Source organism: Pseudobacteriovorax antillogorgiicola (assembly GCF_900177345.1).
Taxonomy (GTDB): Bacteria; Bdellovibrionota_B; Oligoflexia; order Oligoflexales; family Oligoflexaceae; genus Pseudobacteriovorax; species Pseudobacteriovorax antillogorgiicola.
The window spans coordinates 134,620-148,762 of sequence record NZ_FWZT01000004.1 but is presented as its reverse complement, the minus strand read 5'-3'; the positions used below and the strand labels follow the sequence as shown (position 1 = coordinate 148,762).

General features: G+C 44.9%; 11 protein-coding genes. 4 read left to right on the top strand and 7 right to left on the bottom strand.

From position 1 onward, the window contains the following. Positions 1-62 precede the first annotated feature (62 nt). From B9N89_RS06810 to B9N89_RS06795, 4 genes are read right to left on the bottom strand one after another with little or no spacing between them, the layout of a single operon-like run. Positions 63-4,361 carry an AAA domain-containing protein gene (locus B9N89_RS06810; RefSeq protein ID WP_132316809.1) on the bottom strand — a complete coding sequence of 1,433 codons (4,299 nt, stop codon included), beginning with the start codon at positions 4,359-4,361 and terminating at the stop codon, positions 63-65. Between the two features lie 11 nt (positions 4,362-4,372). After that, complete coding sequence (locus tag B9N89_RS06805) at positions 4,373-5,029, bottom strand: OmpA/MotB family protein (RefSeq protein WP_132316811.1); 657 nt, start codon at positions 5,027-5,029, stop codon at positions 4,373-4,375. After that, the gene (locus B9N89_RS06800) at positions 5,026-5,805 is read right to left on the bottom strand and encodes a motility protein A (RefSeq protein WP_132316813.1); all 780 of its coding nucleotides are present in this window, start codon (positions 5,803-5,805) and stop codon (positions 5,026-5,028) included. Before B9N89_RS06800 ends, B9N89_RS06805 begins: the two co-directional genes overlap by 4 nt. Position 5,806: 1 nt before the next feature. Beyond that, entirely contained in the window at positions 5,807-6,892 is a 1,086-nt protein-coding gene (locus B9N89_RS06795) for a hypothetical protein (protein ID WP_132316815.1), read from the bottom strand. Between the two features lie 293 nt (positions 6,893-7,185). Between B9N89_RS06795 and B9N89_RS06790 the strand changes: the two genes are divergently transcribed. Continuing rightward, on the top strand, positions 7,186-9,129 hold the full coding sequence (locus B9N89_RS06790) for a SpoIIE family protein phosphatase (protein ID WP_132316817.1): 1,944 nt from the start codon (positions 7,186-7,188) through the stop codon (positions 9,127-9,129). A gap of 89 nt (positions 9,130-9,218) precedes the next feature. Then, positions 9,219-9,890: a type 2 periplasmic-binding domain-containing protein gene (locus B9N89_RS06785; RefSeq protein ID WP_132316819.1), complete on the top strand. Its 672-nt coding sequence runs from the start codon at positions 9,219-9,221 to the stop codon at positions 9,888-9,890. Here the strand turns inward: B9N89_RS06785 and B9N89_RS06780 are convergent. Further along, on the bottom strand, positions 9,859-10,935 hold the full coding sequence (locus tag B9N89_RS06780) for a hypothetical protein (protein WP_132316821.1): 1,077 nt from the start codon (positions 10,933-10,935) through the stop codon (positions 9,859-9,861). The genes B9N89_RS06785 and B9N89_RS06780 overlap by 32 nt on opposite strands. Before the next feature lie 354 nt (positions 10,936-11,289). Between B9N89_RS06780 and B9N89_RS06775 the strand changes: the two genes are divergently transcribed. Both B9N89_RS06775 and B9N89_RS06770 read left to right on the top strand, forming a co-directional pair. Continuing rightward, positions 11,290-12,024, top strand: a complete 735-nt coding sequence (locus B9N89_RS06775; RefSeq protein ID WP_132316823.1) for a ParB/RepB/Spo0J family partition protein — start codon at positions 11,290-11,292, stop codon at positions 12,022-12,024. An 18-nt stretch (positions 12,025-12,042) separates the two neighbouring features. Beyond that, a complete protein-coding gene (locus tag B9N89_RS06770) occupies positions 12,043-12,915 on the top strand; it encodes a GIY-YIG nuclease family protein (RefSeq protein ID WP_132316825.1) in 873 nt (290 codons plus the stop codon). A 67-nt stretch (positions 12,916-12,982) separates the two neighbouring features. On the opposite strand, the gene B9N89_RS06765 is transcribed toward B9N89_RS06770, so the two are convergent. Next, complete coding sequence (locus B9N89_RS06765) at positions 12,983-13,201, bottom strand: hypothetical protein (RefSeq protein WP_132316827.1); 219 nt, start codon at positions 13,199-13,201, stop codon at positions 12,983-12,985. A 521-nt stretch (positions 13,202-13,722) separates the two neighbouring features. Next, entirely contained in the window at positions 13,723-14,112 is a 390-nt protein-coding gene (locus tag B9N89_RS06760; RefSeq protein WP_132316829.1) for an MAPEG family protein, read from the bottom strand. Between the last annotated feature and the right edge of the window lie 31 nt (positions 14,113-14,143).

Below are 14,143 nucleotides of genomic sequence, written 5' to 3'. Positions count from 1 at the left end.
AGAGGTGAGAATTTTTTGGAAAACAGGGAATATGATATGTGTAATGGGTAAACCCACTTCCCCTAGGAGATTAAGGAGCGAACCAAATTCTCAAGATCACGATAAGTCTCTGATCGCTCATCAGCAATCTCGTGTAAAAATGCAAACACTGGCTCCATAGCAGGCTTCACCCTTTGAAGCTGAAAATAATAGTTAATTAGCTCCTCGCAAGGATTCTGAGCATCTTCAAAAGCGCTCAAATCGACCACCCCTACACATTTCTGTTTCCCACCGGGAGGTGCAAGAACCATCAGATCAACCTTGCGTCGAGGATCCCCGACCACGACACTACAGTGGGTTTGTTCACCTGGATCGTGGAATTCCAGGCCTCTTGTTTTCCAGATAAACGATAAAATAGCGAGTATCGTTTGACCACTGGAGCGTTGCCAGGGGCTAAAGTCTCGCGCAGGACGCTTGGTCCTTTTGTTTTTAAAGCCCTGTTCTGCTTCTGATAGATCCTGACTTTGGAGTGTCTTCCACAGGTAGTCGGTGATGCTTGCAGTTTCATGCTTTAAGCTATCAAAACTATGGTGAAGATAGTGATAGGCCCGTACCTTAGGTCGACTCATCAAGACGTTTAATTCACCTTTTCGCTTGTCGGGATCATCACCTTGCCTAAAGAAAGTCAGATTACTACGATTGATATCCCATAAGTAGAAGATATATTTTCTTTCCTTACCCTGTAGCGCTGCTCCAGCTCCATCAAGCACATCATTACCACGCCTTAGCTTCTGTAAGAACTTCGACTTTTGTTCTTTTACATATGGTTCGTTTTTTAGGAGAAAATAACAGAGCGCAACATCGGTTTCCATATTGATGCGTTCGCCAGTTTCGCTTTCGAGGGCCTTAACGGTTTCAGCAACAAAATCAAAGAAGCGATCAATCATATCCACTTCTATTCCTTTGAAACGACCAGATGTGGGTTTCTTGCTTGGCTCTTGATTCTTCTCGCGATAATCAACCACTACCGAAGATGATGCTGTTGGGTGCTGCCACTGCATGATCTTCAATTCGGAGTTGTAAACATAGCGATTCGAGTAAGCGATTATATCTGGTGGGCAGCGATAGTGCTCATCCAGCATCACTCCACCTTGCTTGATCGATTTAACTAGAGCGAAGAGATTGGAGCCGCCTCCTTTAACACCACGGGCTTGGCTTGTGCGAAGTTGCTCTTCTAACTCAAACTCGCTAAAAAGGTAGTCATCAACCACAGAGTTCTTATCGAGCACAGTTTGCTTCTCGTCTCCTACTACCATCAGTTTTTTCGCGCGGTATAGCAAAGGAATCGCATCATCTACCCGGCATTGACCAGCCTCATCAACGATGACCAAATCAAACTGATCGGCCTGGCTAGGAAATAGGAAGGACGCGCTTTGCTTACGGCAGAGCCAAACTGGAAAAGCCTCCACAAGTCTTTCTTGGAGCTCCTTCAACACCGGAACACCACTACCATGATCAATGGTTTTGCTATCCTTCAGAGATTCTAGCAAGTTGTTGATAGACGTAACGAGATTCGTTCCATTTTTTCTTGGCTTAATCACCTCTAAGCAAATATCTCCCAGCCGAGTTAGGAACTGCTGGTAAATCAGCCTATCTCGGTCAGCTTGAAGGTCAGCCATCTGACGCAAGATGCGATGAACTGATTCTTTGGCCACGGCTGAGTCATCCTGAGTCAATCGACAGATTTCAAGAGCTGCAGATGTTTTTTCAGATTGTTGATCGGGATCGAGAGACTTATGGATCTCTTGAAGTTGGCTCATGATGCCATAAGACCTCTCCATCTTGCTCACTTCTTCAAGGAGAGTCTTCTGATCTTGAAGAAATCCAGCCAATTGCTTCCACAGGGGCAAACATGGGTGGCTAATAAGGGAAGATATTTTTTTAATCAGTCCAGTGTTCTCATCAGTGAAAGCCTTTTGCCAATGTTCTAAGAGAAAGTTGCTAAATTCAGATCGATCATCATCGGGAAATGCTTCTCGGAAATCTGCTAAGGTTCTAGGCTTAGTGGCAACTAGTTTGTCTAGAATCACCCCATGTTTCATTGTAAAATCGACGCACACTCCGAGATCATCGACATCAATCGCAAAGCAAGCATAACATGGTGCTAGCACGCCGTCTGACATTTGCTCGCGATTCACAATGAATCGCTTAGCAAGCTCCTGATTGTTGACATAGTCTTCTGTCTGCCTAATTTTGCTATGTTCACCCGCCCCGATAAAGTGCAAGAAATCCACAAGATTCCGAATATCACCCTCTGTCGTAGGATGAAAGGATTTCGGCGCAACCTTTGTTTCTCCTTTTCGACCTCCGAACCTCCGTTCGAGTATGTCTGATAACTGCTTCCTCAAGACTTCTTGGCTCTGATCAAGTTTGTTCAGCTTATCTACCAAACGATCGTCTCGATCAGGCCAGTCTTGCTCCCGGCAGTAATCTAGTTCAAGCATCTTGATCAGCTTAGCAGTCCAAGTTTTGAGATCATCGGTTTCATCGGCGACCTCGTCCACAACTCGAATGGCACTTTTCCAAAGGGAGAGCGTTTTCTTGCCAAATGGAGTATTATAGTCTGCACCTACAAGGTACTCTTCCATCTTCTCGGTGAGCGCATGCAAGGCGGCCTTTTGATCACTGACGATCAATAAGCGCTTACCGTGATTCACACAATGAATAAATAGATTCATAATAGTGAATGTTTTTCCCGTTCCTGGTGGGCCTTCCAATAAAATCAAGTCGTGTTCGTTTAAATGACTCATAAGTTGCTGGGTTGAGCGTGGACGATAGCCCGGATTCATAGCCAGGATTCCAAGATCGCTTCGTTCCCGATCCACACGGCGCTCAGGAACCAAAAATCGACCAAGCAAAGATTGATAGAATCGTTCTGGCTGCTCATGAGCCAGCTGCTGAATCTGACTTAAATCTTTGTTCAAAGCAGTCGAAGTAGGAGTTGCAACCCGACCGACTTTGTATACAATCACAGACTCTAGATCACACTCAATACCAATGACTTTTAGGTTTTCTAGGATTCCACCCTTACCCTGATCTCCGGGCTGACCAATAAGAATATCGCGAGCTTGTTGAAATACCTCATCAGAAAAAGGCAATTGCCGAACTATCTTCATGGGATAGAGATCTTTACTAACCTCGATCTTTTGAGCCAAGAGGTGATCTAAGAATCTTTGTAGTGGTTCATCACCCTTCTTGCCACTATGGGTCTCTACCAGGGTGATAAGCGCAATATGGTTCAGATAGATATCCTGCTCTTTAGGTGGAGTCATATGAAGAAAGCGCCCCGACTCTTCAACCTTCACTTTCATATAGTACAAAGGAAACCGATAAGTCTTAAGCTTACCATTCACCTTATGAATGGTATCCATAATTTCAAATCCTAGAAAGAGATCGCAGCTGCGATCCGTCAGGAAATCATCCCGAAACGCCGCTGCATCCTCCATAGACAGCTCAACTTTGAACACCTTCGACTTCGCAGCTTTTATATCACTAGCTAGCAGCGGCAGAGGAAAGGTATTGCCGCTTCGTTTAAAGCTTGCTGGTTTTGGCTTTGGGTCCGGTGTTCCACTAGTCTCTGAAGCCGCTTTCTGGCTAAACAGCGAGTCATAGTCCACGCTATAATTCTTATCACTCTGATTCCTATGTCCGAGCTTTGATTTAAAACTCCCTTCTTTCGGGCTGCCAGAACTCGCAATAGGGGCAATACCTTTAAGCTCACCTTCTTGAAATTGCTCCCCTGGATAGAAGACCTTGTTTTCTTGAGCCTGTGGTTCCAACGAAGGGGTATAGTTGTCATTTTCCGACAGTACGTTCTTCCTTAGAATCAAGCCACTGGTGATACTTTCGCTGCCTTCCACAAAGCTGAACTGAAAAAGTCGATGATAATCAATAATTGCATCAAAAGTATCACTGGGATGCTCCAACCCTTCATGAAACATCAATTTGATTAGAACTGGTATTGCATCCTTGGGAGCCTTGAGTGAACTATTGTGGATCAGACTGTTAATAACAAGATGATCGATGGTTTGGGTGGAATAACGAAACCGGTAGCACTCGCGATCTTTGAAGTACATCTTATGATCGATTTCTTTGCTAGGTAGGCGCTCCTCGTCAAGTTGATCAGCCATCAACTGCATGGTAGCTCGAAATCGATCGAAAAGGTACCTTGGTATGGTGAGCTTCTCTTGAGACATACTATTTTCTAGGATATACTCAAATAGCCCGACAGGGGTGCGGCGACGACGCAAAACATATCGATTCTGGCGATCAAACTTCGCTGTAAAGCCGACTTCAGGAGATTGTTTCGATAAAAAGCTCATTCCAATCCAAACTACTTTATTAGAAGAGAAACCCGTCGATTTTCTGCACGAATCGCCTGTAGTTCATCTCCACGCTTATCCTTGATTGACTTCAATGGCCTGGTACTTGCGTATCCAACTAGTCTCAAACGATCTTGTTTGAAACCTGATTGCAGTAAAAAATGAACCACACTTGCGGCCCGCCTACCACTCAAAGACCAATTGGTCTCAAGAACCTTTTCATCGTCGACCTTATAGAAACGATAAAGAGGAAGATCATCGGTATGACCCTCAACATCAATGGTATAACTAGTGCCTTTGACCGTTTCGAGAAGTGGTGTCAGAGGCTCTAAGGCTCCTTCTTTTACGCTGGCCGATCCGGTATCAAAGAGTGCTCCGGTATCCAAATCCAGTCGCACCCCATCTTCTGCCATATGGACACTCACTCCTGGGACTCCAGGCACCCCTTCCACCACCTCTCGAAGTTGAGAGGCAAGCTCAATCAGAGTTCCTTTGGTGCTGCCGCTAAAACTAGTCTTTACCTTTTCAAAGGACCCAATATCAACTTTACTCATCGATAGAAGCATCACAAAAAACACTCCTAGCAAAACCATTAGATCGCTAAAGCTGATATAGAACGATGTAAGGCTATCATCTTCTGCCTGAGACGCAAGATCCTGAAGCTTCATGAAACCCCCTCAGGTTTAAATTCTGACTTGGGGTTCCTTTCATCCCGCTTGAGAAGGATAGCAATTTTCGAGAGAATCTGCTGATGGACTTCCAAGTAGATTGTATTATGATGCTCAAGTCGCCCCGCTAAGGGAGTAAAAATTAGAGAACCAATACCTGCGCCATAGGCCGTTGTCATCAAAGCTAGGGACATGGATGGGCCTATTTGGCTAGGGTCGCTCAATGACTTCAGGACACCGATCAATCCGATAACGGTTCCAAACAAGCCGAGTGCTGGGGCAATGATAGCCGCTCGACGGAGAAGATCGACCGCAACTTTGCGCCCCAGAAACTCATCAGAAACCCGGGAAGTTACAAATTCGTCGATCTCTTCGAACAAAAGCCCTTGTTTGAACATATAGACAATATCGTTGAGTAACTCACCATTGATGTTATCGCCCTCCCGCAGGTCCTGGAGCTTCATATCTTCAAGGATAGCCTCATCAATCTGATGGATAGTGTCGATAATCTTTTTCTCTGGTGTACCCAGAAACGACATTATAACTAGTCTAAGGCTATAAATTGATGTCCCAAAGTCAAATTGGAATAGGAGGCTCGCAAAAGTACCTACTACTACAACGAGAATTGATCGCAGATCGAAATAACTTTGCAGACTCTCTTTTGCTGCAATTGAAAACACTACGGCAACCAATCCAATGATACTAATCACAAGTGCGATTGGGTCGAAACGCTTGCGGCTGGTCATCAAATACTTTTTAAGATTCAGACCGTCCAAGTTAAGACTCTCCCTGTTTACGGGTCACAGGATCACGGCGATTAAGTTGTTGCTTGGTGACTGCATCCATCACTTTGCTGATGTAGTATAAACTTTGCGCCTGCTTCATGGTTTGAATACGAACCACCTTGCCTTCAAGCATATAGAGCAGAACCTCGTCGCCTCGCTTCATTTGACTAAACATCTCTCGTTCAGCATCATGCTTCGCATTGATCAGCCAGATACGCCGTTCAGGATCTCGTATCTTACAGGTGTCACCATCAACCCAAAGGATTTCTCCCAGCCCAGGATCGATATCCTTCCCCTTCGATTCATAGAAGAAACCGCCAAGCACTTGTCCCTGTTCGATATGGACAAGGCACTTATCGTCAAGTTCTGGGACTACAGGACTGAGGACCATCGGAAAATTGATATTGGTACGTCCTGCTCGGAGGCCGATCACCCTTTCTGCCAGGTCAACATCACGAACTTTCGCGAGCCGAATATTGGGTGGCATTAAATTTTGGTTTACCAAGGCACGATTAGCACTGGCTTCAGCCTTCACGATTCTACCCAGCTGGGATTTCAGCTCGTTGACCTCGTCGCGGAGATCCTTATTTTCTTTTTCCAGTTTTTTTAGCTGAGTATCTAGCTCTTTGGGGTCTTTTAGCTTCGGACCTTTTTTATTCGGATGCCCCTGAAGCTCCGCCAAGCGCGATTCATATGCTTCGATTTCTCCGTAGAACCGTTGTAGGATCGGCCCAATCTTCGATTTCTTGGGAAGCCGAAACTGTAAACAAGGTATAAAACTCTTCGCAACGGGATACTGAGCACCAGACTTCTTCAGCTGAGCCCGAACTCCAAAGCTTAGGTCGTCAACGCAAGCAATTATATTCTCTAGATTCACTAGGTAGCCATTTGCGTCGAGCACTGTGGCGATGATTTCCATAGGAGACTTGAATAATATCCTATCATAGGTGACATGAAAGGCCTCTGTTTCCTGATTAAAATCAGTTGAGGATAAGCCTTCTGCATAACTTGCCTTCGAAAGGTCAAGTTCATCTTTTACGAAGATTTCGCCACTATCATCTGATCGGCCTAGGACCACGATTGCCTCGCTAACATATCACAACATAGATTTATCTGATGGATTCATCGGGATCTTCCGGCAAGCCTTTACAATCATGCTCCGATTCAAACTTGGTAAATTTCAAAATACTTAGCAAAAACGATCTGTGAATGATGACTAAAGGCTATATAAGCAAGACTACTAAAAGGAATTATTTACCTCTGCGATTGCTCAGATAGCATCAGAGGCAGCCGAGAAGTTAGGTGCCAAACTGTGGCAAAAAACTGTTCGCCCAGATCGACACTGACAGGACCAATATATTCGAGGAATTTTTGTCAGCAAAATATTACATAGTAGTCTTCCTCTTTTACATGCTATCCAGCAATGGCTGGGGAGCAATCGCTATCGATGATAGCTTTGGTGGAGGGTTGATAGGTAATAAGCTCGAAGTTTTAGAAGATCCAAGCGCAAACCTCACTCTTGCCGAAGTCGTAGAACGTGATTTTTCTGCAGTAAGCTTCGCTGCTCCAGTCTATGGATATAGCGAGTCTGCTTTTTGGTTCAAGGGATTGTTAATAAACGATAGTTCAGAACCCAAAAACCTTGTTTTAAATATAGGCACTGCATGGATTGATCATATTACCCTTTACTCACGCAGTGGTGAGCAAGCATGGCATTCTCAAACTACAGGCATCTACTACCCAATTGCGAAGCGCCCCATTCCAGAGAGCCAGCCAGCTCTAGCCCTGACCCTTCCAGCGACAAGTCAAACAGATATCTACCTTCGAATTGCAAGCAGTGATGCCTTGATTCTACCGATTTACCTTAGGACAGAGGCGCAGTTTCAGTCATATCTTAGATTCAAAGAGCACCTGTACGGAGCATTTTCGGGGCTAATGATCCTAGCAGCAGTCTATGGCTTAATATTTTTCAGCTTCACCTTGAATAAGGCATATCTTGCCTATGCGATCAATGTTTTTGTCTGGTTTTTTATGTTTTTTCACCTAGATGGTTATGCGACTGAGATTTTCTGGAAGGATAACCTGTGGCTGAATAAGTACTTGAATGTTTTGGTTGTCTGTTTTGCTATGTTTTTTGGAACTCAGTTTGCAATTTTAATATTAGAAACCCAACAACGCTCGCGGCTTGTCTACCGGATTTCTATTGGGTGGATGGTGATGGTTGCGATCACGGGATTTACGTGTACCTTAGCACCCTATGCCCCTCTTATGGAGTTTACAGCCGCTCTCGGTTTAGCTTTTCCTGTTGTCATACTAATCAACGGTATCGTTGCCGTTAAGGCAGGCTCTATGGTGGGGAAATTTTTCTTAGTTTCCTGGGGTAGCCCGGCCATCAGCATAGTGCTATTCAACTCAAGTCTTTTGGGCTTGATTCCATCCAATGAGCTGACACAATTCTACCTCCACATCGGAGTCTTTGGTGAGGTCATCCTACTTTCACTGACACTAGCCTATCACTTGAGGACTGCAACCAAGGAAGCCTCAAATGCAAAGGTCATCATGGAAACGACAGCCATCGTCCACACCTCGTTGATGAAAGAAGCCATCCCACAAGATCAAATCGAACTCCATTTTCGCCATAAACCCTGCGAGATCAGCGGTGGCGACCTATATAATTGCCTGATCGATCCCAGAGGTAAGTTCATTTATATCGTGATCGCAGATGTCAGCGGTCATGGGATTCCAGCCTCTATCATAGCGTCCGCCTTTCTTGGCGCTTTAGACAGCGCCATCGATCAACTACGAAGCTCGGATCTTAGTCTTGAGGATTCTTGTCAATCTGTAACTAAAACGGTTAATCGGGTCATGAGTCGATACTACCAACAAACCAACCACTTTGCATCAATGGCAATGGTCGGTATTGATTCGTTGAGTGGTAGTACTTGCTATATCAATGCAGGCCATCGAGCCTTGATTCATAAGAGTCATTCGAAATGTCAGCCATTACTCGGTCGAGGTAGCGTGATGGGAATGTTCGAGGATAGCCAATGGCAAAGCCGCACCCTCCAGTTGCAGGCCGGGGATATGCTCCTGCTGTTTACTGATGGGCTCCTTGAGAATCAAATAGGTGACAAAGCATTTCTGAAGGAGCGAGATCTCTTCAGAGCCATAAAGAATGCTCATACCGTAGAGTCACTACTGAATGAAGTCTGGGATCAACACCGGCTTGATAAACTTCCTATGGAAGACGATATGACTCTCATTGCAGTAGAGGTCGTGAAGCCATTTGATCGCCAGCTGACACAGATCGGCTGACTTGAGCACTAGATGATCACTCTCCTGTGGACCATCGAGAGCAGAGACATTACAATGACTATGATTGACATTACCGATGCGAGCAAGCCATGAGATATTCACTTATTTTTATCCTATTGAGCCTAGCCAATCTCGGATTGTCTCAAACACTTCAAATTGGTTACCTCAACCAAAAAGGCCTAGAGCCGATTGTCAGTCATATGGCAGACGTTTTTGACGAAGCCCAGGTAAAAGTGGAATTTTTTGAAATTCCACCGGCCCGATCCGTTATTGAAGCCAACTCAGGAAAGACAGACGGGATTTTACTCCTAGTCCCTGAAGCACTGCCCTCTTATCCAAGCCAAGAAAACTTAGTACAGCTTGATTACCCTACAGCATTGGGTTCGGTCTCGGTTTACTCTATCAGTAAATCAGAAAGAAAAGCATCCCTTGAACTTCTGTCTCAAAAGGAAGTAGGAATACTCCGTGAACTCAATGCTATTAGAACATTTTTATCAAAGTCTCCCATGACCCTCACAGAGGGTAGTAAGATTGATCACCTGTTTAGAATGCTCATGAAAAAGCGCATCGATTATGTTGTCTTGCCGACAGCTTTCGCTGAGAAAATTTTAGAGTCCCATGAAAGATATGCTTCGGTCAGGAGACTTGAACCGCCGATCACTCACCTAAAAGGCTATACATTCCTTCACAAGCGGCATAAGCTCATCATGCCTCGGCTCAATGCCGTTCTCAAGAAGAGAGGTCCGGCTCAGGTGAAGTAAGTTGATTCTTGCTGTTGTCCAACTCGACTCGAATCCCTGACATTTGCGGGGGTTTTTGGTGGGGATTGATGAACAACCACTTTAAAAGCTCCACATAAAACCCAAACAGAGGCAACTTTTGAGCAACCTCATTACGAATTCGCTCCCTTCGCTCTTTGAACCCAGCATGGCTCTCACCAGTTAAATACTCTTGCTCTCGCAGATAGACTTCGAGAGGCTGGATTTGGATTTCGAAGACCTTCCCCTGCCACGCAACCACAACTTTCAAGGCTTGCCACCCCGATTTCTTTTGTTTTTGTAATCCAAGGTGGTTTTTCACTTCGATGATACGAATTTCATCATTGCGGTTATCTCCTCGAAAGTTTTCAAGAGCCGAGAGAAGCCGTGGGACATGATGACTTTTTGAGACAACAAACTTAACTCCAAATATATCTTTAATATAGAAGGACAGCTTGCGTAGTTTCTTATCACGCGATACGATTTGATCAAGCTGAAAGATCTCATCCACAGCCTTAGCCCAGATTTCCTCTTCAGCTTTGATCCGACTTACCATTTTATGAATTTGAAATTCATTGGTAGATGCTGATTGGTACTCGACAAAATTGGCCACGAGTGATGGCAGAACCCAGGTATCACCTTTTTGAAACTTCATCCTTCCAAGAAGCCGACGTCCCAAGTCGAGGTCTGTGGTTTTATAGATTTCATCTTCGGTGATGCCCTGACTCAAATAGAACGACTCTTCCTCAGCATTACGCCCAATCACCACCGATTTTAGAAAGTAGTCGCTTGCCATAAAGTGATCAGCAAAAAGCCCACAAAGTCGATGCAGCCGCTCCTCGCCTTTTAGGATCATACGGGAAAACTCTTTGCGTACCCGTTGCACGTGGTCTTCATTGAAGAAGAATACATGGTCTGCGTTCGGCTTTTCGAGAAGCTCATCCTTTTTCCGCGAAAGATAACCCAGGAATTCATTCAATTCCGGCTCTTGTGTCGCCATCCAAAGCGTGGATTGGTAGGGTCCACCACCCGATTCCGACCTAATCATGACCACCCTTTATTGTTTAAAAGAGAAGACTAGCAACCTTCTCTTCGGAGTTGAAGGCTCTAACTCAAAGTTTTCATTACATTTATGTAGGAGCCTTGAGGGAACACCCTTTAGCACGCTATTTTTACGTATGAAAATGGGTCCTGTAGTTCGCCAAGCTCGGCTCTTCCGTTGTCACTTGTCAAAAACCTGGAAACTCTTCTCGGTCAAGAGCTGTAGGATGCTATCTCACGGGATGCCTCATATTCCTCCTCCTAAACAAATTGCATTTTTGTGGTTAAATCTGGATAATTACCTAGAGTCCTCCGAGACGTGTCGCCAACCGGCACCTTGTCATTGAAAAAGGAGACCCCGATGCTCAAAAATCTTTACGATCTTGATACTATCAAATCAGACAACTACCGGAGCTTAGACGAAGATACGGTGGATAAGCTGGTTCGGTCTATCTTAGCGATCGGCTTGCAGGAGCCCATCCACCTTTTTCATGTGAACGAAACTGGGGAGCTGTTTGTAATCTCAGGCCATCATCGCTTAGAAGCGATCCGCCGCATCAAATCAGATCCACGCCATGCACATCTGGTGTTTCAGGCTGAGGTAGTCCGCGGATCCATAGAAGAATATCAGTCCCAATGCACCGCCATTAAATCAGTTATGGCCAACGCCATGCGCAAGGATATGGCCCTTTTGGACAGGGCTACAGCTTATGCTAAGCTCCTTGATTCAGGCCTAGATTTAGAAACGATCGGACTCATGGTTGATGAAAGCCCTGCCTCTGTTAAGAAAACCTTAGGGATAAATGAACTGCCCAGGGAAGTGATTGAATTTATCCGCGAGAACCCCAAACTGCGAGATTCCGTTGTTTTTAAGTTCGCAGCCCGCTTTCAAAAAGATCCTTCTTTTGATATGGTCGCGGCCTTGCAGGATGTCTTAAATCAGAAAAATGTCCGGCGAGGTGCACAGAAGCGAAGTGGTCCCCGTGTGAATAAGAATCGCATCGGTGAGCGACTGGCCGCTACTGGGCAGTTTTCCCATGATCAGATAAAAACTGTTCTAACGTGTTTATCCCGTGAGCTCGATTTAAAAAGCTAACGGCAGAGGAAGGTATTTTTGCAGACTCGAAAATCTGACTCGATTGTGATCCAAATTGAGAGCGAACAGATCACATGCAATCGAAAGGACTGGTTGCAACATATTCCCCAAGTCACGGGAGTCTACTGCTTTCATGATCAAGATGACAAGCTGATGTATGTTGGCAAAGCCGTAAACCTTAGGCAAAGGCTCAATCAGTACCAGTCTGCAGGCAGGCGTAAGAAACATCGCAAAATGAGGCTTATCAGGCGCAAGTTCTTTAAAATATGCCTAAGCTTGTGCCCCAATGAAGCGGCTGCACTCTTGCTAGAAAACCAGCTTATTCGTTACCACCAACCACCTTATAACGTAGCCGGTGCCTTTTACTTTATGTACCCTTACCTGGCATTCCACTACAACGAACCTGCCAGAGAGTTTAGCCTTATCTACACCAGCCAACCCCATGAGGAATTCTCTGAGGAGACGAAATTTTTTGGCTGCTTTCGCTCAAGACACTTAAGTAAGGAAGCATTTCAGGCATTGAGCCACCTGATGGGCTTTTTAGGACACCTCGACCCCAAGTTGAGTCAAGCTCATCGCCAGGGCACTTATACAATGGCGGCCAGCTTTCGCCAAATCGATCCATATTGGCAGCAATCAGTAAATAATTTTCTAGCAGGGGAATCAATAGGTTTGCTGGGTCAATTGGCTGAGGCGCTCCTTGAAAAGCCCCAAGCCCGTCACCAAGCAACAGAGATTCAAGCTAGCCTAAAAATTTTGAAGCGCTTTTTTCACTTGGAGGCGGAACGCTTAAAGCTGGTTTTATCCCGACAAGGCATCGCAGGCACATTCGTTTCCCAAGAAGACCGAGACAGCCTTTTTATTCAAGACAAGCACCAGCAGCTCGGATAATGAGTATTCAGTTTGGCGTTTATCAATGATTCATGTGGAACTGAAATCAGCTTTACCCATTTGATTTTTACTTCTGGTTCACGCAGATTTCAGAGATCAATAGCGTATTGGTAGCAATATCTACATTTTCTAATTGATTTGCTGATTGATCTGTCTTCAAAGTAGTACTTCCATCATCTTTAACCGACTCGCAATCAACACTACTAATTTTTTGGTTGTAACCCTCAGGACCACATCCAAGCATTAGCAACGCAATCATTGAGAGTGATAACTTAGAAAAGTTCATATCTGCCTCCAACTCCACAGCTTCCGATCTTCCAGCTTCATCGCAGTGTTAATGATTATAAAAAGCATTTCCTAGGTGGACTTGTGCAAGGTCCAGGCCTAGCTTAAATGTCGGAATCTATTTAGCTAAAATTCAGAAAGATGTGGTAGGGAGCGACATCTGATCAGAAGTTTTACTAAGGGCTGTTGACGTTCCCAAGACACTTAGCTGGTCTGACTGGATGAAGACGAGCCTAGAAGCGAGACAATGCCATATCGGGAATATGGTGACGACGAGCGACAACACATTGTATTTATCACGTTATCTCAGATACTTATATTCGAAACGTCACCAGCCTAGTGCCTACTCAAGTTGAATTATCGGCTAGGCAACGAGGAGACAGCACGTGCTGGGTACGGTGACGAACGAGTGACAAAGTCAACAACGCCAAGGCTTCAAATCGACTAGGCACTAGTTCAATCGAGTTACCCATGAGGGCTTGAACACCCGGAATTGAAGCTCCTACCAGCCAAACTTAAGCTCTAAAGCAGTCTCAACCAAAGAACGACAAGCACAACGTTACTTGCCAAGAACGCAGATAACCTGTGAATCACATTGTTGTAGCTGAGATGAATGATACTGTGGACTATCCGTAAGGCTACATATAGCCAGGCTAATATTATCATGGTGTCATCATAGGTTTGAATCATAGCAACTACGCAAGCCACATAAAACAAGATAGGTGCTTGGGAAAGATTCTCGATGTGGTTTTTGTGCTGAACAATTTTTTCGGGGATCGCCGCTCGTGCTTCAAAAGTCTTAAAGTAATGCCCATGCACCGTTCCCTGCTTGACCGCTTTAATACGAATTACAAGCCCATATAATAAAACTACAAAGAATAAAGATACCATTGCAAATATTGGGTAAACCATTATTAACCTCTCAAATTCTATCAATAACTGT